The 23,063-nt window shown below is 34.1% G+C and carries 25 protein-coding genes and 1 pseudogene; 8 read left to right on the top strand and 18 right to left on the bottom strand.

Translation table 11 applies throughout. The features are described 5' to 3' along the window. Positions 1 to 7 precede the first annotated feature (7 nt). Genes M1D73_RS14170 through M1D73_RS14180 form a run of 3 tightly spaced genes read right to left on the bottom strand, consistent with a single transcriptional unit; the run spans position 8 to position 3,155 of the window. Complete coding sequence (locus M1D73_RS14170) at positions 8 to 949, bottom strand: proline racemase family protein (protein WP_001025560.1); 942 nt, start codon at positions 947 to 949, stop codon at positions 8 to 10. Continuing rightward, entirely contained in the window at positions 946 to 1,983 is a 1,038-nt protein-coding gene (locus tag M1D73_RS14175) for a proline racemase family protein (protein WP_000842048.1), read from the bottom strand. Before M1D73_RS14175 ends, M1D73_RS14170 begins: the two co-directional genes overlap by 4 nt. Beyond that, positions 1,980 to 3,155 carry an NAD(P)/FAD-dependent oxidoreductase gene (locus M1D73_RS14180; protein WP_001215261.1) on the bottom strand — a complete coding sequence of 392 codons (1,176 nt, stop codon included), beginning with the start codon at positions 3,153 to 3,155 and terminating at the stop codon, positions 1,980 to 1,982. The genes M1D73_RS14175 and M1D73_RS14180 overlap by 4 nt, the downstream gene beginning before the upstream one ends. A 180-nt stretch (positions 3,156 to 3,335) precedes the next feature. Between M1D73_RS14180 and M1D73_RS14185 the strand changes: the two genes are divergently transcribed. The 4 genes from M1D73_RS14185 to M1D73_RS14200 all read left to right on the top strand — a co-directional run bounded on the left by M1D73_RS14185 (position 3,336) and on the right by M1D73_RS14200 (position 6,939). Continuing rightward, positions 3,336 to 4,997: a sigma-54 interaction domain-containing protein gene (locus M1D73_RS14185; RefSeq protein ID WP_121868276.1), complete on the top strand. Its 1,662-nt coding sequence runs from the start codon at positions 3,336 to 3,338 to the stop codon at positions 4,995 to 4,997. Between the two features lie 108 nt (positions 4,998 to 5,105). Further along, positions 5,106 to 5,378 (top strand): (2Fe-2S)-binding protein, encoded by a 273-nt coding sequence (locus tag M1D73_RS14190; protein ID WP_000182619.1) that lies wholly within the window; start codon positions 5,106 to 5,108, stop codon positions 5,376 to 5,378. Next, positions 5,375 to 5,707, top strand: coding sequence for a (2Fe-2S)-binding protein (locus tag M1D73_RS14195; RefSeq protein ID WP_000087065.1), 333 nt, complete (start codon positions 5,375 to 5,377; stop codon positions 5,705 to 5,707). The genes M1D73_RS14190 and M1D73_RS14195 overlap by 4 nt, the downstream gene beginning before the upstream one ends. After that, positions 5,704 to 6,939, top strand: coding sequence for an NAD(P)/FAD-dependent oxidoreductase (locus M1D73_RS14200; protein WP_121868277.1), 1,236 nt, complete (start codon positions 5,704 to 5,706; stop codon positions 6,937 to 6,939). The genes M1D73_RS14195 and M1D73_RS14200 overlap by 4 nt, the downstream gene beginning before the upstream one ends. Positions 6,940 to 6,963: 24 nt before the next feature. On the opposite strand, the gene M1D73_RS14205 is transcribed toward M1D73_RS14200, so the two are convergent. Then, on the bottom strand, positions 6,964 to 7,272 hold the full coding sequence (locus M1D73_RS14205; protein ID WP_000447747.1) for a YxcD family protein: 309 nt from the start codon (positions 7,270 to 7,272) through the stop codon (positions 6,964 to 6,966). Beyond that, positions 7,260 to 7,709 (bottom strand): hypothetical protein, encoded by a 450-nt coding sequence (locus tag M1D73_RS14210; RefSeq protein ID WP_000914478.1) that lies wholly within the window; start codon positions 7,707 to 7,709, stop codon positions 7,260 to 7,262. Before M1D73_RS14210 ends, M1D73_RS14205 begins: the two co-directional genes overlap by 13 nt. Before the next feature lie 258 nt (positions 7,710 to 7,967). On the opposite strand from M1D73_RS14210, the gene M1D73_RS14215 reads away from it, so the two are divergent. Then, on the top strand, positions 7,968 to 8,732 hold the full coding sequence (locus tag M1D73_RS14215) for a DUF1836 domain-containing protein (RefSeq protein ID WP_000447231.1): 765 nt from the start codon (positions 7,968 to 7,970) through the stop codon (positions 8,730 to 8,732). 174 nt (positions 8,733 to 8,906) lie between these two features. Here the strand turns inward: M1D73_RS14215 and M1D73_RS14220 are convergent. Further along, positions 8,907 to 9,742: pseudogene (locus M1D73_RS14220) on the bottom strand (metallophosphoesterase family protein). Positions 9,743 to 9,805: 63 nt separating this feature from the next. Further along, the gene (locus M1D73_RS14225) at positions 9,806 to 10,921 is read right to left on the bottom strand and encodes an HD domain-containing protein (protein ID WP_431140532.1); all 1,116 of its coding nucleotides are present in this window, start codon (positions 10,919 to 10,921) and stop codon (positions 9,806 to 9,808) included. Positions 10,922 to 11,198: 277 nt separating this feature from the next. Between M1D73_RS14225 and uptA the strand changes: the two genes are divergently transcribed. Next, positions 11,199 to 11,804 carry an undecaprenyl phosphate transporter UptA gene (gene uptA, locus M1D73_RS14230; RefSeq protein WP_000952913.1) on the top strand — a complete coding sequence of 202 codons (606 nt, stop codon included), beginning with the start codon at positions 11,199 to 11,201 and terminating at the stop codon, positions 11,802 to 11,804. A 168-nt stretch (positions 11,805 to 11,972) separates the two neighbouring features. Continuing rightward, positions 11,973 to 12,197 carry a hypothetical protein gene (locus tag M1D73_RS14235; protein WP_000558689.1) on the top strand — a complete coding sequence of 75 codons (225 nt, stop codon included), beginning with the start codon at positions 11,973 to 11,975 and terminating at the stop codon, positions 12,195 to 12,197. 40 nt (positions 12,198 to 12,237) lie between these two features. On the opposite strand, the gene dltD is transcribed toward M1D73_RS14235, so the two are convergent. The 7 genes from dltD to M1D73_RS14270 form a co-directional block, all read right to left on the bottom strand. Continuing rightward, on the bottom strand, positions 12,238 to 13,419 hold the full coding sequence (dltD, locus tag M1D73_RS14240; protein ID WP_000782309.1) for a D-alanyl-lipoteichoic acid biosynthesis protein DltD: 1,182 nt from the start codon (positions 13,417 to 13,419) through the stop codon (positions 12,238 to 12,240). A 268-nt stretch (positions 13,420 to 13,687) separates the two neighbouring features. Then, positions 13,688 to 14,221, bottom strand: coding sequence for a GNAT family N-acetyltransferase (locus tag M1D73_RS14245; RefSeq protein WP_000061617.1), 534 nt, complete (start codon positions 14,219 to 14,221; stop codon positions 13,688 to 13,690). A 114-nt stretch (positions 14,222 to 14,335) separates the two neighbouring features. Further along, complete coding sequence (locus M1D73_RS14250) at positions 14,336 to 15,958, bottom strand: peptide ABC transporter substrate-binding protein (RefSeq protein ID WP_000755971.1); 1,623 nt, start codon at positions 15,956 to 15,958, stop codon at positions 14,336 to 14,338. A 20-nt stretch (positions 15,959 to 15,978) separates the two neighbouring features. Then, on the bottom strand, positions 15,979 to 16,980 hold the full coding sequence (locus M1D73_RS14255) for a C40 family peptidase (protein WP_000755417.1): 1,002 nt from the start codon (positions 16,978 to 16,980) through the stop codon (positions 15,979 to 15,981). A gap of 39 nt (positions 16,981 to 17,019) precedes the next feature. After that, positions 17,020 to 18,081 carry a dipeptide epimerase gene (locus M1D73_RS14260; RefSeq protein ID WP_001038462.1) on the bottom strand — a complete coding sequence of 354 codons (1,062 nt, stop codon included), beginning with the start codon at positions 18,079 to 18,081 and terminating at the stop codon, positions 17,020 to 17,022. 186 nt (positions 18,082 to 18,267) lie between these two features. Next, positions 18,268 to 18,594 (bottom strand): DUF3870 domain-containing protein, encoded by a 327-nt coding sequence (locus M1D73_RS14265; protein ID WP_000271313.1) that lies wholly within the window; start codon positions 18,592 to 18,594, stop codon positions 18,268 to 18,270. Positions 18,595 to 18,891: 297 nt separating this feature from the next. Continuing rightward, positions 18,892 to 19,248: an FtsB family cell division protein gene (locus tag M1D73_RS14270; RefSeq protein WP_001228738.1), complete on the bottom strand. Its 357-nt coding sequence runs from the start codon at positions 19,246 to 19,248 to the stop codon at positions 18,892 to 18,894. Positions 19,249 to 19,532: 284 nt separating this feature from the next. Between M1D73_RS14270 and M1D73_RS14275 the strand changes: the two genes are divergently transcribed. Then, complete coding sequence (locus M1D73_RS14275) at positions 19,533 to 20,459, top strand: aldo/keto reductase (RefSeq protein ID WP_000559360.1); 927 nt, start codon at positions 19,533 to 19,535, stop codon at positions 20,457 to 20,459. 19 nt (positions 20,460 to 20,478) lie between these two features. Here M1D73_RS14275 and M1D73_RS14280 read toward each other — a convergent pair whose 3' ends face one another. From M1D73_RS14280 to M1D73_RS14295, 4 genes are all read right to left on the bottom strand, one after another. Beyond that, positions 20,479 to 21,075 (bottom strand): DJ-1/PfpI family protein, encoded by a 597-nt coding sequence (locus tag M1D73_RS14280; protein WP_000981423.1) that lies wholly within the window; start codon positions 21,073 to 21,075, stop codon positions 20,479 to 20,481. Continuing rightward, positions 21,072 to 21,563, bottom strand: coding sequence for an ankyrin repeat domain-containing protein (locus M1D73_RS14285; protein ID WP_000400680.1), 492 nt, complete (start codon positions 21,561 to 21,563; stop codon positions 21,072 to 21,074). Before M1D73_RS14285 ends, M1D73_RS14280 begins: the two co-directional genes overlap by 4 nt. A gap of 533 nt (positions 21,564 to 22,096) precedes the next feature. Beyond that, complete coding sequence (locus tag M1D73_RS14290; protein WP_000789029.1) at positions 22,097 to 22,327, bottom strand: hypothetical protein; 231 nt, start codon at positions 22,325 to 22,327, stop codon at positions 22,097 to 22,099. 369 nt (positions 22,328 to 22,696) lie between these two features. Further along, positions 22,697 to 22,960 (bottom strand): hypothetical protein, encoded by a 264-nt coding sequence (locus M1D73_RS14295; protein WP_000432421.1) that lies wholly within the window; start codon positions 22,958 to 22,960, stop codon positions 22,697 to 22,699. Positions 22,961 to 23,063: the final 103 nt, after the last annotated feature.

Consider the following 23,063-nt stretch of genomic DNA (forward strand, 5'->3'; position numbering starts at 1 on the left):
TCACATTTTATTTTAATAAGAAACCTGCCGGAAATGGATCCGTAGGGTCTAATAGAAACGTCTGCATTCCTGTAATAAATCCTCTACTTTCAAAACGGAAAATGTATCCTAGTTCCTCCTTCTTCACTTTTTCCACAGTTATAAAACTATTAAATATACTTTCATTTTTAAAAGGTTTATCCGCCATATAATCATTTTTAAATAACGCATGAACATAGGAAACGATAGTAGAAACAAAACCTGGCGAACGTACGATAAAGTTATCTTCATGAAATGTAATCGACTTTATATGGTTCTTTTCTTTTTGCGAAGGATCTACTAAAATAAGCCTTTTTATTAGCGACTGTTTTTGTATAGCCTGCAGTGTAGCTTCTCCCCATCTTTTCAATTCTGAAATGTTTTCAACACGAATTTCTGGCGAATACGCACCTTTTTCTACAACTGCATATACTTTATCTGCTTGTATGAGAGAATAACTTACATTACCAACCTGTAAATTTTCCTCAATCAAATAGCATAGTTTGCTTTCAAACGAAACCGATATAACTTCATCATTCTCTACATACGCATGAACTAAAAATATTCCAGATAACGTTTCAATTTTGTATTGATTGGACTCTCTCTTTTTTAAATACCCACTTTCGAGTAACATCGTTATTACTGCAACAATGCCTCCATAATGAAGCGGAATCGAACCTTCATGATTAAAAAATAATACAGCTGCATCCACTTCATTATGGATAGATGGAACGACAATGCACCCATTCAAACCGATAAAACCACGTGGTTCATTTAATAAAAGCTTCATCTCTTCTGCTAATTCACCTGAAAATTGTTCATTTAATTGCTCCAAACTGTAGTAGTATTTGCATGGTACGTCTTTCATTACACGAAATGCCTCGCCATTTACATGTACGTCTACTGCTGTATACATTTTTTGAATGTTCATTTTATATCCTCCGTTTCATGTTCCATCGGCGGAATTAGCAAAAATCCTTCTTTAAGTGGATCCATTTCATTGTAAAAAAATCTATGCATACCCATAAGCCAAGCTGATCCCGTAATTTTCGTTATGACAGCTTCAATATTTTCAACATGTGTCGTATTCATGACATATCCTTTAAATAAAGAACCAACGATACTCTCATGAATGAACTCTTCACCAATTTCGATTTCTTTCTGAGCGTATAATACAGCTAGCTTCGCAGATGTTCCTGTACCGCATGGAGATCGATCTATTCCGCCTGGTGGTACAACAACTGTATTTTTCACATGCGCACATTCATGAGTAGGATCTGTATAAAATTCAACATGTGTTAATCCTCTTATAAACGAATACTCTGGATGAGTGATTTCAAACTTCTCATTAATTGTGTTTCTTATATGAATCGCCTTATCGATGATTGTAGATGCATTTTCTGGTACTAATTCTAGATCTACTGATTTCGCATCAATAATGGCATAAAAATTCCCTCCATACGCAATATCAGCTTCTATAGTTCCAATGTCTTTCACTTGTACAGTAATATTTTTTAATAAAAAAGCTGGTATGTTACAGAAAGATACTTCTTTTGCTTTTCCATCTTGAACAGCAATATCTACTTCAACTAAGCCAGCCGGTGTATCTAGTTTTAAAGAAGTAATTGGTTCAACTACCGGAATTAAACCTGATTCAACTAACGCTGTACATACACCGATTGTATCGTGACCACACATCGGTAAATATCCACCTGTCTCTATGTATATAACACCTATATCAGCCTCAGGATGACACGGGTCTGTTAATAATGCCCCTGACATTACATCATGACCACGCGGTTCATTCATTAACAATTTTCGAATCCAATCATACTCCTTTTTCATATGTAACATCTTCTCTGCCATCGTCTCTCCAATCAACTTTGGAAGTCCACTAATTAATGTCCTCGTTGGATTCCCACCCGTATGTGTATCAATTGTCGTAAAGACTCTTTGTGACTTCATCCGTTTAACACCCTTTCTGTAAAACGACTCAAACGAAGTGGTTCAATAGGAATAATTGTCTCTTTTTCATTTAATAACTCTTCAATTACTTTCCCAGTAACTGCTGCAAGACTAATCCCATCCCCTTCATGCCCAGCGGCAATGAAATAATTTGGAATATGTTCCACTCGTGAAATAATCGGTAAATGATCTTCTGTCCACGGACGTAAACCAGCGTAAGAACGAATTACCATCATATCTGCCATTTTCGGATAAAAGCGAATCGCTCTATTTGCAATACATTTAATGACTTCATTGTTTATTCTCGTATGAAACCCTACAAATTCACGGCTACTTCCAATTAAGAAATTTTGACTTTCAGTAGGCTCAAATACGAGCGCAACCCCGTATTTTTCAGTTAAAGCATCTACTTTTCGTTTTCCGCCAAATTTAGAAATTAAATAACCGAATTCCATTACTTTACGGCACCCTACGTGTTGTTGCCTTGAAGCTACAATAATATGCCCTTTTCTCGGTTCAATTGGTATATTTATATTTAACATCTGACCAATCTTAGGAGCCCACACACCGGCTGCATTTACAACTTGTTGTGCTGTAAAAGTTCCATTCGTAGTTTCTACAACAAATGAACCATTCGTATCTATGTTTATACTCTTTACTTCGGTCTGTTTAAAGGCTTTTGTGCCAAACTTTTGTGCCTCTGACAGAAGCGAGAATGCAAGGAGATATGGATTCACAGTTGAATCCGTCGCACATTCTAAACCGCCTAATAAATCATCAGCAAAAAAAGGCGACTCTTCTCTTATATCTTGCCTATCAAGCATTCGAAACGGTAATCCAGCTTCTTTTTGCCGATTTACCCATTGCTGCGCAGCTTCCATCTCTTCGTCTGACTCACATACGAGAATACTTCCTGGTGCCCTATATTCAAATGAATGCTCTAATTCTTCACTTAAATCAGTTACTAATTTTTGACTTACTAAAGACATTTGACTATCAAACCCTGGGTCTTTATCAATGGCCAAAATATTCCCATCACACCGTGAAGACGTCCCGCTGACAAATTCTCCTTTTTCAATGATTGTTACATCTCTTCCGTATTTTGAAGTGTAATAAGCGATAGAACACCCTATTATTCCACCACCTATAATTAAAACGTCGCAGTGCCTCACACTATACTCCTCCTTTCCCTAAACCTCTCACTTTCTTTTATGCAATTGACGTGCCAATTCTGTACATATACAATTTTTATAAATAATATTTTTATTTGTAAAAATATTTTAAATTTATAGTAAATATGTGTATTATTTTTTTATCACTGTCAAAATTTTTATACATAACAGGAGGACATTATGGCATTTTCATTTCCGACTATACAAGAATTTTTGGAAAGCGCTTTAATCAATCATACATGTAGCCTTGATCGCATTAAGAAAATAAACGAAAGGTTTTATTATCTCCCTTCTACTACAGAAGAATATAATTGCGCAATTATTTATGTAGATGACTCATTCACTGCATTAATTGACGCTTTTTCTTATGAATTAGCTGTTATCATCCTTAACGAAAACAATGAGCCGCTATGCTGTATAACTTCTCAGCAAATGATTCCATTTCTTTATAAGTCCTACAATGAACTACAGTCATTTTATGACACTGTAATACAAACAACTGACTCTTCTGTTACAGTCATTGATAGTAAAGAATACGTTCGAACTTGGACAGATGGCGCTGAAAAAATATTTTCAGTCAATCATAATGAGATTATTGGGCAACCGATTACTCGTTTTTTTGATTATAAAGACTTGGAAATTTTACAATCTTTACATGATGGAAAAAGCATAGTCGCTCAGTTCCATCAGCCTCGTCCCGATTTATTCGTATTAATTAATTCAAATCCAGTTTATTGTAATGATGAAATTATAGGAGCAGTCGTTTCAGAAACAGATGTTACAAATCAAGTCGCTTTAAATGAAAAACTATTTAATATGTCACATGAAATGCACCGTTTAGAACAAGAAGTGGCAAAGTATAAAGATGAATCCGATCCATTCCTTGCGATGAATGGGAAAAGTCCTGTTATACAAAGAACGATACAATTAGCTAGAAAAGTTTGTTCGGTAAAATCAACTGTTTTAATACTTGGGGAAAGCGGAGTTGGAAAAGAAGTATTTGCGAAAGCAATTCATGAAGCAAGTGAGGCAGCGAAGGCGCCTTTCATTTCGATTAACTGCGGGGCAATTCCAGAAGCGTTATTTGAAAGTGAATTATTTGGTTACGAGCGTGGGGCGTTTTCTGGAGCAAATAGTAAAGGAAAAAAAGGGAAAATTGAACTCGCGCAAGGCGGTACTTTATTTCTTGATGAAATAGGTGAAATGCCACTTGATATGCAAGTAAAACTGTTACGTGTACTGCAAGAGCGAAAGTATTACCGAGTTGGTGGTGAAAAAGAAATTAATATTGATTTCCGCATTATCGCTGCTACAAATCGTGATTTACAAGAAGAAATGAGAAAAGGAACTTTCCGAGAAGATTTATATTACCGCTTAAATGTAGTTAGCTTGCATATTCCACCGCTGCGCGAAAGACGCGAGGATATTATTGAATTAACTTATTCTTTCTTAAATGATTTTTCAATCAACTATAACCGACCAATTCGTGACCTACCTTCAAGCATTATGCATGAACTGCTTCATTACAATTGGCCAGGTAATATTCGCGAACTTCGAAACGTTGTTGAACGGCTTGTGGTATTCGCAACAGACGGAATTATAAAACAAGAATATCTACCATTTCATACGACTGAAACTTTAGACAACCATACAGCTCATTCCCTATTACTCAGCAACAATAATACAATCCTTTCTTTACAAGAAGAGATGGATGAGCATGAGAAAAAAGTTATTGAAAGGGCTTTACGAATTTTAAATGGGAATAAATTAGAATGCGCAAAACAACTTGGTGTAACAAGGGCTACTTTATATAATCGTTTAAAGAAACTTGGACTTCAATAAAGAATCAGTATGCACCGATCAGGCGTTTACAGGTAGCCATCTCCTCTCTATATTGGCATGATTTTTGCATATATAATTTGTGAAAATCGAACTAGAGGAGGAATACACATGACAAATAAAAACAACTTAATCGTTTGTCGTTGTGAAGAGGTTACATATGGGCAACTTCAATCGACAATTGCTGAATATAACTGCTCGGCAAGAGAATTAAAACTAAGAACACGTGCTGGCATGGGATTTTGCGGTGGGCGCACATGCAGAATAATGATAGATCGAATGATTGAAAATGCGAATCCTGACGTAACTCTTAATGAACTACCGTTAAAATATCAACCACCAATACGTGCAGTTACTTTTGGATCAGTAGGTGAAAGTAAATGAGTAGAATTACACATCACCCTATTTTAGGTACTTTACAAAGTAGTGAGCGTATTACCTTTCAATTTAACGGTCATCAATACGAAGCATATGAACATGAAACGATAGCTGCTGCCCTGTTAGCAAATGGAATACGGACATTAAGAGTTCATGAAGATAGCGGAACACCGCGAGGTATTTATTGTAATATCGGGCACTGTTCCGAATGCCGCGTGACAGTAAATAATCAAACAAATGTACGCGCATGCTTAACTGTTGTAGAAGAAAACATGGTTGTTGAAAGCGGGAAACAGCATCCGAATATCGTGAGAGAGATGGTGAAAAAGCGATGAGTGATGTAATTATTATAGGTGCAGGGCCAGCGGGATTATCTGCTTCTATCTCTTGTGCTCGTTTCGGACTAAAAGTGCTCGTTATTGATGAATTTATGAAGCCGGGCGGGAGATTGTTAGGACAGTTGCATCAAGAGCCTACTGGAGAATGGTGGAACGGAATAGAAGAATCGAAGCGACTTCATGAAGAAGCAGAATCACTTTCAGTACATATCAGGTGCGGTGTTTCGGTCTATAATTTAGATAGAGATGAAAACAATTGGTTTGTACATACTAATATCGGTACGTTAGAAACACCTTTCGTACTACTTGCTACTGGAGCTGCGGAATATTCTATTCCCCTTCCTGGCTGGACACTTCCAGGAGTGATGTCAATTGGAGCAGCTCAAGTTATGACAAATGTTCATCGCGTGCAAGTTGGAAAAAAAGGAATTATTATTGGTGCTAACATTTTGTCTTTCGCCATTTTAAGTGAATTGCAATTAGCGGGAATTACAGTGGATCATATTGTACTCCCTGAGAAAAGCGAGTTAAGTCAAAAAGCTGGTGAACCTGAAGAAGTTTTAAACTCTCTTTTAAATGTAGCTCACCTCGCTCCTTCTGCTTTCTTGCGAATAGGTAGCCACTTTATGAAATTTGATTGGATTCGAAAAGCTGGATTAACATTCTATCCAAACAACGGAATGAAAATAAACGGAACGCCACTTCACCTTCGGAAAGCAGCTCTTGAAATTATCGGAACAGATCAAGTTGAAGGTGTACGTATTGCTAATATTGACTCTAAAGGAAATGTTATTAATGGAACAGAGAAAATATATGAAGCAGATTTTGTATGTATTGCCGGGGGATTATACCCACTTGCCGAACTTGCAGCTGTAGCCGGTTGTCCCTTCCATTACATTTCAGAATTAGGCGGACACGTTCCTCTCCATTCCGAAACAATGGAAACTCCTCTTCCTGGTTTATTTGTAGCTGGCAATATTACAGGCATTGAAAGCGGAAAAATTGCGATGGCGCAAGGAACAGTTGCAGGTCTATCTATCGCAAAATATGCAAGTAAAAAACGTGATATAGTCGACCAACAATTATCTCACGCCATGCAAAACGTTCACTTTGTTCGTCAGAAAGCTGCAATTCAGTTTAATCCGATGGTAGATATCGGTAGACGAAAAATGAATGAAATTTGGCGTGATTATTCTTCTACATATGCACATACTAAAAAGAGCTGCTGAGATTATTCTCAACAGCTCTTTTCTCTACTCATCTGAGTTATTAAATTTCGCTAATGCGTAAATTCCTTCTTCATCATCTAATTCAAGTTGCAATCTCGCTGCGAATGGATTGACATTATATTCTCTGTCAAGCAATAAGCGTAAAGCTTCGATTAAGTTTGCTTGAATTAAAATTTGCTGGCGACCATTTACCTCTACTTCCGCAGAGAAACCGTAGTCATCATCATACATAAGTTCAACTAATACTTCTTCTGGACCCACTTGTCTTTTTTCAGCGATATATATACAAAGCGCATTTATAAGCTCTTGTTCAGAAATTTTTATTGTTTCCATGCTACTTCATCTGCCTTCTTCTTACGTTGGTCTTTGAAGTATTTAAATGCACGAACTGCTAACATTACGATACCAGCCATTACTAACATATTTACCATAAACGCTAATACAGAACCAAGAGCTCCCATATTTGCAAATAAGCTACCCATTAGTAAACCACCAAGACCACCTAGTAATAAACCTTTCATAAAGCTTCCTTTATTACTTTTTGGTGCTGTATTTGTTGCTTTCGTTTTTGAATCTGGAGTCGTTTTTTGAGAATTTACATTTGAGTCTTTTTTGTTTAAATCAACTTTTGACTTTTGACCTGAACTTGGTGTAAATGATTTTTTACCAGATTTGTAACTTTTCGCTGCCGCATGATCTACGAACATAAAGCTGCTAGCCCCAAAGATAACCATGAATGCTGTCATTACTGCTACAAGTTTTTTCAACATATTATATCCATTCTCCTTTTATATAGATATATGTGAAATCTATCTTTCTAGTAAATTCAGAATGATAGATTTGTTTTTAAGAACATTTTAAAGGTTCTTATGAACTTATTATATGAACTTTTGTCGAAATATGCAAGTATTATTTACTTCCGACAGTTTGGTGACAAAGGAAAAATTAAGCAAAACAGAATTGACTTTAAATGAAACAAAACATATTATAAGTTCATAAGAACTTTTTATTATTTTGGAGGTGAAAAGATGGAAACATTTCATCTCACACGAAACGAAATGGCTACCCTTCTTCTATCACTAAGAGGATGGAATACGAAAAAGCCTCTCGGTATTTTACAAGAAGCTTGGGCAAAGTCACATAAAAAAGATATTGAAAGCGGACAAAGCGTTACAGCTTTTATTACTACCGCACTTTCACCTATTTTTGAAAAGCTGATTAAAATTGACGATACTGATGTCGGTTTTTCTTTAAATGAAATAGTTGCGCTTGGCAATCAGATTGAAAACACAAGTTTCTCTGTAACTGCTATGCAAAACTGGGTGAAACGAGATATAAAAGAAATGATTGGCTCTCCTCAAAAGGGGAAAAAATATTCAATTGAACAAGCAGCCTTACTATTTATTGTCGAAGATTTAAAAACAGCACTTGATTTTGAATCCATTCGTAAGCTATTACGCCTTATTGTAAATGACCCAGCCGATCGAAGTGATGATTTAATCAATCCTGTTCATTTATATGTAGCATACTCTTCTCTATTTGAAGAACTCAATCAAGGGAATTGCTTACAATTAAATGCAACAGATACCGTTCATACAATTGAAAACATCGTAAAAGAAAAAGCTGATAAAATCGCAAGCAAGTTCGATCAAATTAATAACGAACAACGCGAAGCAATTCGTAACGCTATTATTATTGCGACCCTTTCTGTACATACCGCATATGTACAAATGTTAGCAAAACGTTACGTAACAGCAACTTTATTTTTACAGAACTTAGATGTGAAGCCTTAAAAAACAAGCATCCCCCCGTCATATACGTAGTACAGGGGGATGCTTGTTTTCAATCAATATAAAATACAAAAATCATTTTACATCTAAGTTTCATTCTACAATAGCTCTTGATTATGTAAAAATCATGACTAACCTAACATTCAACAATGTTCATTTCTTTTTATTAAATTCCCATCAGATTTTCTCAATAAACTTAATTACTTCATCTTTATAATTATATTTGTCATTAATTTCTTGTAATAATTCAATATCATGCGTATGAGTTTTTCCTGTCTCTAACAGCTCACGATATAAATCAATATAAGGAAGATTTTTATTTATGGCATTTTTATATTCCTTTTCTACATCGTAAAAAACCTTTTTAAACCTCACATCAGTAATCCCTGCCTCATCAATTTCAAGAATTGCATACTGAGCACGTAAGTCAGAGTTTAGCTTATTCCACTTGTAAAAAGTTGTCCAACTGTTCCTGGGTTAATAATTAATTGATCATTGCTACTATAGCGCAATAATTGATGGTGGGTATGAGCGTAAATCGCAATATCATAATCACGATCAAATAACCGATCAAACTGTCCCTGATTATTAGTGGGCCACAAATCTCCCCCGTAATTTTTATTTTGTAGATTATGACTAATACTGATTGATAAATCATTAACCTGTTTTGTTATATGTAATGGTAAATTTTTAACATGCTTAATATAGTTTTCATCCAAGTTTTCACATTGATACTGAACTAATCTAGAAACATAAATATCAGTTGCGTTATCAATATCAATATTTTTATTAAGAACGTCAAGAAAACTATCTTCCCAGTTTCCTTGTACATAAGTATCAACGTTAATACTTTCTAATATTTCAAATAAATCATTCGATCCAGGACCAGGCATAATTAAATCTCCTAAAAACCAATAATCAGTCACACCTTCTTTCATAGAATCTTCGATAACTGCTTTTAAAGCAGTTGCATTTCCATGTACATCTGCCAGTACAGCAATTTTATGTTTCATGTATTTTATTCCCTCCTCTAAATTTACGTTTCCATCTCATTCATTTTTTATTTTCGAACCAAATCAAATTGAATAGGCATATTCTTTTTTAGGCAATTTTACTATCTCTTGAATGAAATTTGATTTCTCTAAAATGTCCTCTAACTGCCCCTCATTATAGACGTAAATACCACCTACATATGAACTGTACGCCTTTTTCTCAGTTATTACTGCTAAGGTGCTATTTTCCTTTTTAAAATCACCCTCTAGTCCTTTTTCAAAAGATAAACTTTTGGCTTCTGAAAAATAAAGGTGAATTAACGTCGCTAATTGTACGTCCTCTGATTTTGCAAAGTACTTTATTTCATTTAAAATCATTTCATCTTGTAACGGAAGAAAGTCTTCTACTTCTAACTTCTCTCCTTTATGAAAGAAGTTTTGAAGTTCAGGAGTATAGAACGAAAGATTTTTCTCCTCTATCATTTTTAAAATTGTTTGCAGCAATATGTCTTTTCCTATCACAAACGGGTGGCCAAATCCATTATTGTAAAGCTCTTCTTTCATTTTCATTAATTGTTCGATGAAGGGGATTCCTGATTCTTCAATAACAAGTTTATCGTCAATTAAACGCATGTTAGCAATCAATTCTTCTATCTGTAAACCTTCTAATTCAAGCGATGAGTAATATAAATCTCTATTCCAAAAATCTAATTGATCCATTCCTAATGAATTAAATAAGAGCTCATCTATAATTGGAAAAACTCCATCTTCTGTTAAAGCTTTCGTTACATCATCTAATAATCTATGTGTTTGATTTAAAATCGTACGTATTTCTTCGTCCTCTTGAATGATTCGTACCGTCCACTCACCATGATCTTCACCCGATATTTGCTGAAAACAATGTGAATATGGCCCATGTCCAACATCGTGTAGAAGGGCTACAGTAGATACTAGCTTTCGTTCATATTTCGATAAATGTATGTCACCAATCTCAGTAAGATGTTCTATCACTTTATTTACTAGCACATATACACCTATCGAATGTTCTTCCCTCGTATGCATTGCGTTCTCATGTAAAAAATAAGTATGTCCTTGTTGTTTAATATTCGCCAACCTTTGAAATGCTTTTGTATCTATCAATCGAAGGATATCTCTATCACGAATAGAGATTGGTCCATAAATCGGATCTGTAATATACATACGTTCTCCTCCTATTTTTGTAAATGAAAGACCTATACCATTATACTTAATTTTCAGTCTATTATCATTGATATATGAGAAATTTTTAATAATCTTTTCATTAACTCTTCATGAAAACGCGGCTTATATCTTTTACTATAATAATTATGAGAGACATAAAAGAATTGAAATAGCAATCCCCTATGTAAATAAGGTATAATCTACATATAGTGAACCTTTTACGTCATTAAATAAAAGGTTCTTATACTCAAAAATTCATAAACTAGAAGGTGCAACAATGTTAAGTAGTTTTATTCATTCAGTATTAACGTTTTTTGAAGGATTAGGTTATTGGGGCATTATGCTTGGACTTATGATTGAAATTATCCCAAGTGAAATTGTCCTTGCTTATGCAGGATACTTAGTATTCAATGGAAGTATCTCATTTATAGGCGCTGTTGTATTCGGTACAATTGGCGGTGTTATTGCTCAAATCTTTATTTATTGGCTTGGACGATACGGCGGACGCCCTATATTAGAACGTTACGGAAAATATATTTTCATACATAAAAAACAAATAGATGCTGCAGAAGATTGGTTTAATCGTTACGGAACTGGCGTCATTTTTACAGCACGCTTCATTCCAGTAGTGCGTCATGCGATTTCAATTCCTGCTGGTATTACAAAAATGCCATTACTACGTTTCACTACATTAACAGCACTTGCGATTATCCCTTGGTCTATTATTTTCATTTATTTAGGTGAAAAACTAGGTGAAAATTGGGAGAATATAAATGATATTGCTGGTCCGTATGTGAAATCATTCGCAATTGGTGGCGTCGTACTTATACTTTTATACTTCGTTATAAAAAAATGGACAAAAAAGCGTAAAAATCTCGCTTAAGAATATAATAAAAACCGCTATAAATTCATTCGGAATTATAGCGGTTTTTTATTTATATATGAATTAATCTTCAGGAATTATATAATACCTTTCCATCTACATTTACATGGATAAGCAACCATTTGATCATTTCTTTCGTATATTATCTCAAAAAGGAGTGATTCCCCTATGCATTGGCAGCAAAAAATACCGTACTTAATCGGACGCCCTATCGGCATTTCCTTCATAAATGGGCAAGGAACTTCTGGTGTATTATGTTCAGCGCATGATGGTCAATTATATGTGTATGAATACCTTTATCAAGCTCAGTTTGCAATGAAACATTATGATTATAGACAGATTCAAGATATACATGCATTCCCAAATTGTCCTCACCAAAATCCTCTATACTAAAAAAATCGGAACGGCTCATAGCCATTCCGATTTCTATACTTTATTTCTCAGAATAAAATTTCTGCACTGCTTCATCAAAATAAATCCAACCTTTCCAGCCCAAATGAATCGTATCTTTTAAGAAATACTTATCATATTCATGACCAGAGAAATCAATTACTGGATATCCTGCTTTCTCAACCTGTTCTCGAACTTTTTTATAATACACTTCACGGCGTTCTTTCGGGAAGCCAGTATAATCATACCAGGGCCCATTTACAGGTACAGAAATAAAGAGTGGTTTGACATTTTTCTCTTTAAATAACTCTAAAATAATTTGTAAATCATCGTATTCTGGTGATTCATCATATGTTTCATTTGCTCTAAAGTTTTTTAAACCTTTTAGTTTTTTCTTCAGATTATTCTTATGATAATACGGATTTTCAATTCCGAATGTATTTGTAGTAGACTCAGCTTTCCCTTCTTGTTCTGCGTGTTTACGTGCGTCTTCCCAAGAAATTGAACGAAGTCCGATATTTGTTTTCTCCTTCATCGGTTCGATTTTAAATAAAGAGTTAAATATATCTCTATGATCTAAAATATTTCGATGCATATAAGCAAGTGGTTTAACTAAACCTGCTTTTATGTTATGTTTCGTATCATTATATACAATACCTTCTAATGAATTTTTTAATATATCATCTTCTTGAACAACTTTATAATCTAATAGCCGTTTCGCGATTTGCTTTTTCATTTCTGGATTTATCTTATCATTAAAAATAAAATGATATGCTTGTTGTTTGGAGAAATTATTAGTGAAATCCCCTTGTGAGACACCAGTCTTTGTAAACCATTGTGGTGAAAGAACAAAGACTACTTTTTTACCTTCTAATTCATCCATAGTAGATGTCATATTTAAAATATGAGCTAAACTTTGTGTACCGCCAGTTCCAATTAAAAACGGTGTAAAACCAGCTGGATTTACTTTGAAATAATTAGACGGATGATATGCATCCATTCGTAAAAATTCTGATGAACCGTACATCGGTAAATACTGTGAATTCTCTAACATTTTTTGCTGTAAGAAAACACTTTGTAATTTCTCTTTTTGTAAAGAAGTTGCCGCATCTTCTACCTTCTTATCACTAATAAGCGATACTAAACTTTTCGATGGGATTAGAATGATAATGAAAAAAAGCACACATGCTAAAATTATAGGACCAAAAGCATGCTTCATTTTCATCTTCTGTCCCTCTTTCTATCGTTATTAAATTGTAACCCTTGTTTTTGACACGTCATCTTTTCTCTCCTTTGTCTCTATACATGTTCCATTCTATTTATCTATTATATACATGTATGTATTTCCTTCCTTGTTCTATTAAGCCCTATATAAATAGCGCAAGAAAATGTTTCCATAGAAACATGTTAATTATACAAGATTCTACATAAATTTCACACTGGAATTTTAGTAATAATTTTATTTTTTAACAATAAAAAAACATATGAAATGTCTAGAATTCTTCGGATGATGTATGAAGTTCAAAATATGATAATAAACGCCCGCTATGATTAACTTCATGAGTATATATAAACCCGAGCTTTCGTAAAAGTTTTTTCGAGCTCTCATTTGCTACTTTAACTCTAGCAATTATTCTTGTTACATTCAAAGTCTCTATTGCATATTTAATGGAAGCCTCTGCTGCTTCTAATGCATACCCATTCCTCCAATGTTCTGGGTCAAGGAGATACATAATTTCTATTGCACCTGTTTCATCTACCTTTCTTAAACCACAATGTCCTAAAAGCTTTCCTGTTTCACTATTAAATAACAACCATACCCCGAAGTCATACTGTTCCCAATGTAAGATAAGTTGCCCAATATAATCATTTGTTTCTTCCTTCGACATTCCTCTTGATTTAGCCAACCATTTGCCAACAGTATCTTTTTTTAATATGTTATAAAACTGATTAATATCTTCTACAATTGGTTTCCTCATAAATAATCTTTTTGTATAAATTACTTTCTCTTCTTCAAACATAGACATCATTTCCCCTCCAAATACTGTTTACAGACTAATAAATTATACCATGAACTATTTTTCTAACTTTAAATAAGAAAAACAGACTATCACATACATGAAGTCTGTTTCTCCATTCTTTTATTTTTGTACATCTGCCCATTTTAAACTTGTAGCTGGACCAAATTGATGTACATATAAATCTTTCACATATGGTTTTTGTAAGTAAGATAATCCGCGCTGGAATACCGGTGCAATTACTGCATCATCAAGTAGCATTTTTTCAGCTTCTTGCATTGCTTTCCAGCGAGCCTTTTCATCATTACCTAATTCCGTTTTAATCTTCTTAATTAACGCATCATATTCTGGGTTTGCATATTCTGTATTATTGACGCTACTTCCAGAAAGGAATACTTCTAAGTAAGTCATTGGATCTGGATAATCTGGTAACCAGCGTGATAACGACATTTCATATTCTTTCTTCTTCTCAAGTGCTAATTTTTGCGTATGTGGTTGTAATTTCACATTCACTTTTAATCCTGGTAAGTTTTTCTCAAGCTGCTCTTTAATGTACTCTCCAACTTTTTTAAAGTTTTCCAAGTCATAATTTAATAGTTCTAACGTCACTTCATCTGTACCTGTTTCTTGCTTTGCCTTTTCCCAATATTCTTTCGCTTTTTTTACATCAGTTTTATTAAACTCACCTGCCGTACTTCTAAAATCTTTTTTATCTGGTCCCTTTAAAAATCCTTTTGGTACGTAATAGTTTGCTGCAACCGATCCATCATTTAAAAATGAATCTGCGAGTCCCTTCTTATCAAAAACTGTACTTAGCGCAAGACGTGCATTTTTATTTTTAAGAATCGGTACATTTTCATTAAATCGGAAGAAGTACATAACTGGATCTGTATATTGTTTTAGCTCTTTATTATTTTTATATTTATCTACGAATTCTGTAGAAATAACAGCTCTATCAACTTTATCTGTTTCATATAAATTTACCGCAGTTGAAATTTCTTTTACAATTTGATAGTTTACTTCATCTAACTTCACTTCTTTTTTATCCCAATACTTATCGTTTTTCTTCATTGTAAAGCTAGCTTCATGCTTCCACTCTGATAATGTAAACGGTCCATTATATACCGCTTTATTTGCTTCTAATCCATATTTATCACCTTGCTCTTTCGCATATTTTTCGTTAATTGGATAGAAGGATGGTAAAATTAATAATTTCGTAAAATACGGTACAGGATGTTCTAGCTCTACGACGAATGTTTTATCATCCTTCGCTTTTACTCCTAATTCATCTAGACCTAGTTGTTTTTTATTTATCTTCTCAGCATTTTTTACATCGTACGCAATGTATGCATATTGAGAAGCAGTATCTGGATTTATCAATTGCTTCCAAGCGTATACGTAATCATGAGCGGTTACTGGCTCTCCGTTAGACCATTTCGCATCACGTAATTGGAATGTATATGTTTTTCCATCTTTACTCACTTCATATTTTTGTGCGCCGGCTTCAATTACTTCATCATTTTTCGATAGACGGAATAGTCCTTCCATTACGTTATTCAAAACGTTAAACGAGACTGCATCTGTTACTTTCCCTGAATTTAACGACGGAATTTCACCTGTTTCTAGTAACTGTAATACTTTCTTCTCATCTTTCGGCTTTGTTGCAGTTTTTTCTTTTGCGCAACCAACTAAAAATGAAGAAACTAATAGAGTACTAACTAATGAGTAACGAATAACTTTTTTCATTTAAAAACCCCCTTCTATTTTTAAGGTAAGTAACGACGAGCACCAGCGTATTCTTCTATATATCCTGGTGTATTTAGCGGTATAATCTCTACCGACCTTTCAGCTCTTGGTGAGTGAATCATATTGCCATCACCAATATACATTGCAACGTGATGGACACTACCTTTCCCTTGATCATGTGCAAAGAAAATTAAATCTCCTTTTTGTAGATTTTCTTTATCAACTGCAACCCCTGCTCTTGATTGCGGTCCAGAATCTCGCGGAATTGTAATGCCGTGCGATTTATAGATCGTATGTGTGAAGCCAGAGCAATCAAATCCAAAACCACTTGTACCAGCCCATATATACGGTAAGCCTAAAAACATTTTCCCTGTGTTAATTAAATCATTGGCCGCCGGAGTTGGAATATCAGTTTGAGATCGGTAAACTGTTCCATCATTTTTTCGTAGCCATGCTTTCTGACCATTTGGCAACAATACACGGTATGAAATTGTGTCTTCACTTAATAGCGGCAGTCTTGTATTATAACTGACTTCAAGTGATTTATGTTTTTCAGAAGGATTTATATATAAAATCGCTGTTGGTTTGGTTATTAAGACAAAAGGTTCATTTGTTTTATCTGCAAATTCTTGATTATATGTTAATTGTTTTTCAGGCATCCAGCCCGGATAACCTTCTTCATTTCGTGGTGTTGGCTGTCCATGCACTAATACCTTCACCCATTCGCCTTTCTTATCAATAACAGTTACTTCTTGACCGAGTAAAGCTTGTGTTTCTAATTTATTTGCATTTGTTAACCATAGTTTCTCGTCAAGTGTCATTGATTTCGTCCATTTCCATAGATCCACTGGATTTGTTGCACTCGGTGTATCGATTGGTCTTAATGAATCAGGTGCTGTCCATAACGTTGCAGCAGATACATCTATAAATGCTTTATTATCCTTCTTTTCTTCAGCATTTGCCGATGTAAACGATGAAAATATAAATAAAGTTGTTAAAAATGCAGTTCCTACTTTTTTCATATATATCCCCCTTAAAAGATAGTTTACTTGTCTCTTCTCCTAAGATTTACTATTCACTGTCGATTGAAGGTTTACCTTTGATCCAGAATAAGTCATTCCTTCTGGCTCTTCCATTAACCAAAGCGGTGCATCAAGATCAAAATAATGAATATTAGGATGCGCTGCCGCTAAATGCGCAACAGCACTAACGGAAAGTGAAGACTCCATCATGCTGCCCACCATACACTTCACACCAGCTGTTTCTGCGATATCAGCAATACGCCATGCTTCACGTATGCCACCACATTTCATTAATTTAATATTAATGAAATCTGCATATCTTCCTTGAACGAGCTTTAATGCGTCACTTGCTGAAAATATACTTTCATCGGCCATAATTGGCGTTTGCACACGATCTTTGACGTACTTTAACCCATCCCAATTTTTCGCGTGTACTGGTTGTTCAATAAATTCTATATTTAAATTACGATTTTCCATCTCTTGAATGATAGAAACCGCTTCTTTTGGACTCCAACCTTGATTCGCATCTAAACGTAATGTCGTATTTCTTGGTACCACATTTCGAATTGCCTCAATACGTTCCAAATCTAAATGCGCCTCTTTACCCACTTTAATCTTTAATATTTGAAATCCTTTTTCTATATGTTTCTTCGCTTCTTTTGCCATTAATACAGGCTCATCCACACTCACTGTAATATCGGTATGAATTTCTTTCTTCCCGCCTAACAATGCATATAACGGCACATTTTGATATTGGCAATATACATCATATAAAGCGATATCTACCGCTGCTTTCGCACTTGAATTTCCAATACAACTCATTTGAATGCGCTGTAGTAACTGCTGAAATTGAATGATATTTTGACCAATTAAACATGAACGCATCGGCCCTAAAATCGCTTCTTCCATTCCGCTGGTGAAATCCCCCGTAATAACTGGCGTTGCGGCTGCAGCCCCCTTACCAATCACTCCTTCGTCTGTATGAATATAAACATCTATACTTTCAATTTCGGTTACAGTACGAAGCGCGGTTTTAAACGGTGTATGCAGTTTTACACGTCTACGATTTACTTTTACATCTGTAATTTTCATTTTGTTCATCCTTTCGTTCTCCAATGAAGTGAAATTTTAATCCACCGGAGATTTATACCCACGGATTATTAGGTAAACCCATTGGGCATTTACTCTCCTATCTCTCTACTTTATTTTCGTTTACTTTTAATGTAGGACGATAATGTGAAATAAAAAAATCCAGCCATAAGAATGATTCTTACGGCTGGATTTTGTCTATGATTGAGTAGACAAAGCAGCAAGCTGATTATATTTTTTCTGTGCATCTTTTAGCGCTACAAGTAACGCTTTTTGAGAAGAACCGAAATATCGGTTCTTTACTTCCATTACTAACGCCGGGTCATTTATATTTTTATGTAGAAATAAATATTTAACAAATTGAGATGTTAATGCAATTGTCGCTGAGCAGTCTGCATCTACAATTTCCCCTGTATCCTTAACAAGGATAAATGCTACGAAATAGCTTTTAAACTTTTCAGTAATGGGATTATTTTGAGGTGCTTTCGCATCCCCTACGATATAAATTGTATTTGAAGCGTACACAGCTATCTTCCTTTCTTATACGAGGATAACGGGTTTCTTAATAGTCGTATGAGCGAGGAACTCAACGTTGATTAAAAAATGTATCCGCTTACCTTGTATTATAATATAATTGACAGAATTTTAACAACATTTATTTTAGTGTATATTCCATATTTATGAAAACAGCTTAAACTCTTCATTTTTACAATATGTGATTGTTCCTTGTACCATGACATTCATACATAAAAAACTGCACCTCCACTTGTTAGACGCTGCCTAACAAGTGGAGGTGCAGTTCAATGGCTAACTGTTTTTTTATTACTTTGGCATCACAAATATAGTTTCATTTGACTTAGAAAATTGATACTCTTTTCTCGCTAACTTCAAAATTTCTTCCTCATCGTCTGTTAAATTTTCTATGTTAGTCTTTAAAGAATCTTTATCTTTCTTTAAAGATACTAATTGTTTCTTTTGATCCGTAATCGTATCTTTCTTTTTATCAATTACTTCTTGTTGTTTCGTTAAAATATATTGAACGTACAGAGTAGTTGCTGCAATAAAAAGGACCATTAAAATAAGACGCCTTAACTTCTTTTTATTTATCTTACGCTTGTCACTAGGTTGTGATGATTGTTCTGGTATATTAGGAACATTTACTCGTTTGAGTTTCCTCATTCAAATCCCCCTAACCCATATTTTTCACTACCATCGGCACGTTTTCTTACTAAACTAAATTCTATTCTTATAAAATAAACTCCTTCACAAAAATATCCCATAAATTAACCAATTAAAGATAGCATTCGACGACATTTCTACATTTACACCGTTTTTTTTTATACATGCTGCTATAAAATAGTAGTTTCTGTAATTCTTTTTCTACTATTGTAGAAGAGTTTTTTCACACACAAAATTCTTATCCCACATATCCATGTTATAACATGCTTACAAGGAGGAGAAATATGCATTACCGCACATTAGGTAAAACTGGAATAACTGTTTCTGAAATAGGTTTTGGCGCATGGGCAATCGGTGGTGATGAATGGGGACCTGTTAACGATAAACAATCTATAACCGCTATAAAAAAAGCAATTGAGTGTGGTGTGAATTTTATTGATACTGCGGATGTGTATGGTTTAGGACATAGCGAAAAGTTGGTGGCTACCGCGATTAAAGGACATCGCAATGATATTATCCTATCAACGAAAGGTGGTTTAATCGGGCATCACTACGACCCTAATGGAGTTCCTGTATATGATACTCCCGAAAAAATCATCGCCGTATTCGAAACAAGTTTACAACGTCTTCAAACAGATTATATTGATCTTTATTTTTGTCATATTTGGTGGCATAATCGTAGGGAAACAGAAGCATTTCTACGTGCATTTGACATATTAAAACGTGATGGCAAAGTAAGAGCAGTCGGTGTTTCGACTCATGATTTACAATACATTCATCATTTCAATAACAACAACGAAATTGATATCGTACAGCTTGATTACAATATATTAAATCGAAAACCAGAAAAAGATATATTACCATTTTTACAAGAGAAAAATTTAGGAGCTGTTATTCGTGGTCCATTAAAAATGGGCATTTTAACTGGAAAATTCACAAATAAAACAATTTTTCCGGATGGAGATTTACGCAAAGATTGGCCAAATGAAACTTGGTTTCAAGAAGACTTACAAACTGTAAAGAAACTTCGGTTGCTCTCAAATAAAAATCAGACCTTAGGGCAACTTGCACTTCGCTATGTACTCTCTCATCCGGCAGTAAGTGTTGTAATTCCTGGTGCCAAAACAGGAATACAAGCACAAGAAAATGCAAATGCATCTGTTCGCCCTATGTTGAGTGATGAAGAGCTTAACTATATTCATTCAATATAAAAAGCCCAATTCGGGCTTTTTAATTTGGGAAACTAATATCATACTCCATTCGCTTCGCTGTGTCCTCCGCAACATGCACACCTAACAAGTTTTTCACAATATGAAATGCCATATTAATTCCAGCTGAAATTCCGGCAGATGTTATAATATGTCCTTCATCTACAAACTTTACATTTTCTATAACTTCAACATTTTGAAACTCATTTTTAAACTTTTCAATACTAGCCCAATGTGTTGTTGCTTTTAAACCTTCCAGTAAACCTGCTTTCGCCAGTAATAGCGCTCCTGTACAAACTGAAGTCATCAGCTTTACTTCTTTCATTTGTTGGCGAATCCATTTTATTACTATTTCATTTTTTATTTCATATTCTCTAGCACCTAGCCCACCCGGAATTATTAAAATATCCACTGGTGGTAAATTTTCAATACTATAATCTGGCTGTACCTTCAATCCGTTCCTTGCTGTAATCATTTCCCCATTCTCGCTAACTGTATAAACAGTAAATGGTTTTTCTTCATTCACCTCAGTTACAGAAAAAACTTCAAATGGCCCTGCAAAGTCTAACACTTCTACTTCATTAAATAAAAATATACCAACACTCCATTTATTCATCATAAGTTCACTTCCTGTTTCAAATGATGTAATAGATGATCATATCCTTTTTCTAATGCAATATCATACGCTGTTTTCCCATCATTTTTCTTTATCATCTTATTAGCTCCATTTTTAAGGAGTAACATAATTATTTCTTCATTTCCTAATAATGCCGCTTCGTGAAGTCCTGTCCAGCCACCACTTTGCATAATATTTACATCTAATCCTTTTTCAATTAAGAAAGCAACAAGTTCACTTTGCTTGTTCGCAATTGCTGCTTGCAAAGGCGTATTTTCATTTTCGTTTTTCGCTCTACTATGTATATCTGCACCACTTTCTAAAAGAAAACTCGCTATTTCTTTCTGTCCAAAATAAGCTGCTAAATGAAGTGGTGTCCATCCATCTTCACTACATTCGTTAACAATACTTGGACTCGCCTTTATAAACTTCACTACTTTTTCCTTATTACCACTTATAACAGCTTGTGCTATTGATTGTAAATGCTCCATAATAATCTCCCATCCTTCAAAATATTTAAGCATCTCCTTCTACATGTTCTATTCATTATTATATTTTCCTTTTAAAACCTTAAGTTTACATAATAATATTATATATCACTTTTTGTGCTTAATGCTGAATAGCAATAATGTTAAAAATACTGCCTTTAAACAATGAAGACCATGATTTCATTAGAATGACTGAAAAAGCAAGCAAAAAACTATACACATAGTTTTCATCATATTTGTTCAGTTGCATGAACTAAAACAGGTAATGTTTATTCTGCTATTTATGCTTTCAACATATCAAATAATATTATTCCAATAAAAAAACAATCCATTTTAAAAATGGATTGTTTTTTTATTTCTGTTTTATGCGGTTTATTTTATTTTTGTATTTTCAATGATAGAATAATTATATTTACAAAAATGAAACGCTACTATCTTAGCCCCTCTTATAGTAAATTTTTCGTTCGAAAACAAAAATACAATTTCACCTTACAATTGAAAAAACATATGTAAAAGTTTCTAAAACAGCTGCCTTATCATACTAATCTATAGCAATTCTGTCTTCTTCCCTTACCTGTTTCCTTTAACACATACGATTTTAAAACTAGCGCCGTTAATGCATCTGTTAATGTTTTATATGATAAATTTGATAATGCCAATAGATCGTTCGTATATAACATTCTATGCTTCTCTAATAATAATAGTACTAATCGTTCAGACGGTTTTAATGCCTCGTCACTTTCTAGTATAAAGTCTATATTTTTCATTTCTCTAATTACTACTCCTTATATAAAAAAATACTTTAGGTGCTAATTTAATATGAAAATAATACATAACAAAATTATAGATATATTAAAATAGTACCATCTAAAAACACTATTATACTATAACATAGAAGTAGTGTTTCCCCAAATAGGAAATGCTTTTTTATATCGCTGTAAGATTCTTGCAAATGTACATAATATTTTGTACCATTACCCGCCAAGTTTTCTTCTAATTTCGCTGCTCATCTCGATGTATTGGTAATCAATGAAGTTCTTCTAAATTTATAAACAAATAAAAAACGGTTCGTCTATCATGCCCTAAACATGAATGACAACCGTTTTCTAGTTTCTTCTTAATTAACATGCTCTATCTTAAATATTTCTTGCAATATGCGGCTTACTGTAATGACTTGTTCCACCGCCACCTACAACTACTTTACCGCCTTTTTCAAAAATTAATAATTTACTTGAACCATCTGCAAGAAGCACTATTACTTCAGCATTATTACTTGTTGCTATATAAATTACATAACCACTCTTTGATATACAAGTTTCCCAATTCGCATCAAATTCTGATCTTACTACACGATTTGAATACACTTGATTTTCAATTCTATCTTGTTCTACGTTTTCCAAATTTATTCTCCCCTCTTCCCTGCATAGTTATATATATTAAAATAGCACCATCTAAAATAGTGACCGATTTTAACATAAATAGTATATGTAATTAGTAGGAGAA

This window comes from Bacillus sp. PK3-067, assembly GCF_056738645.1.

Coding starts and splice junctions, on each gene's coding strand:
- M1D73_RS14275 (WP_000559360.1), top strand. CDS start 19,533: ATGCATTACCGCACATTAGGTAAAACTGGAATAACTGTTTCTGAAATA.
- M1D73_RS14210 (WP_000914478.1), bottom strand. CDS start 7,709: ATGTTGAAAAAACTTGTAGCAGTAATGACAGCATTCATGGTTATCTTT.
- M1D73_RS14270 (WP_001228738.1), bottom strand. CDS start 19,248: ATGAGGAAACTCAAACGAGTAAATGTTCCTAATATACCAGAACAATCA.
- M1D73_RS14190 (WP_000182619.1), top strand. CDS start 5,106: ATGACAAATAAAAACAACTTAATCGTTTGTCGTTGTGAAGAGGTTACA.
- dltD (WP_000782309.1), bottom strand. CDS start 13,419: ATGAAAATGAAGCATGCTTTTGGTCCTATAATTTTAGCATGTGTGCTT.
- M1D73_RS14200 (WP_121868277.1), top strand. CDS start 5,704: ATGAGTGATGTAATTATTATAGGTGCAGGGCCAGCGGGATTATCTGCT.
- M1D73_RS14185 (WP_121868276.1), top strand. CDS start 3,336: ATGGCATTTTCATTTCCGACTATACAAGAATTTTTGGAAAGCGCTTTA.
- M1D73_RS14225 (WP_431140532.1), bottom strand. CDS start 10,921: ATGTATATTACAGATCCGATTTATGGACCAATCTCTATTCGTGATAGA.
- M1D73_RS14250 (WP_000755971.1), bottom strand. CDS start 15,958: ATGAAAAAAGTTATTCGTTACTCATTAGTTAGTACTCTATTAGTTTCT.
- uptA (WP_000952913.1), top strand. CDS start 11,199: ATGTTAAGTAGTTTTATTCATTCAGTATTAACGTTTTTTGAAGGATTA.
- M1D73_RS14290 (WP_000789029.1), bottom strand. CDS start 22,327: ATGAAAAATATAGACTTTATACTAGAAAGTGACGAGGCATTAAAACCG.
- M1D73_RS14170 (WP_001025560.1), bottom strand. CDS start 949: ATGAACATTCAAAAAATGTATACAGCAGTAGACGTACATGTAAATGGC.
- M1D73_RS14285 (WP_000400680.1), bottom strand. CDS start 21,563: ATGGAGCATTTACAATCAATAGCACAAGCTGTTATAAGTGGTAATAAG.
- M1D73_RS14195 (WP_000087065.1), top strand. CDS start 5,375: ATGAGTAGAATTACACATCACCCTATTTTAGGTACTTTACAAAGTAGT.
- M1D73_RS14215 (WP_000447231.1), top strand. CDS start 7,968: ATGGAAACATTTCATCTCACACGAAACGAAATGGCTACCCTTCTTCTA.
- M1D73_RS14205 (WP_000447747.1), bottom strand. CDS start 7,272: ATGGAAACAATAAAAATTTCTGAACAAGAGCTTATAAATGCGCTTTGT.
- M1D73_RS14255 (WP_000755417.1), bottom strand. CDS start 16,980: ATGAAAAAAGTAGGAACTGCATTTTTAACAACTTTATTTATATTTTCA.
- M1D73_RS14175 (WP_000842048.1), bottom strand. CDS start 1,983: ATGAAGTCACAAAGAGTCTTTACGACAATTGATACACATACGGGTGGG.
- M1D73_RS14280 (WP_000981423.1), bottom strand. CDS start 21,075: ATGATGAATAAATGGAGTGTTGGTATATTTTTATTTAATGAAGTAGAA.
- M1D73_RS14245 (WP_000061617.1), bottom strand. CDS start 14,221: ATGTCTATGTTTGAAGAAGAGAAAGTAATTTATACAAAAAGATTATTT.
- M1D73_RS14235 (WP_000558689.1), top strand. CDS start 11,973: ATGCATTGGCAGCAAAAAATACCGTACTTAATCGGACGCCCTATCGGC.
- M1D73_RS14260 (WP_001038462.1), bottom strand. CDS start 18,081: ATGAACAAAATGAAAATTACAGATGTAAAAGTAAATCGTAGACGTGTA.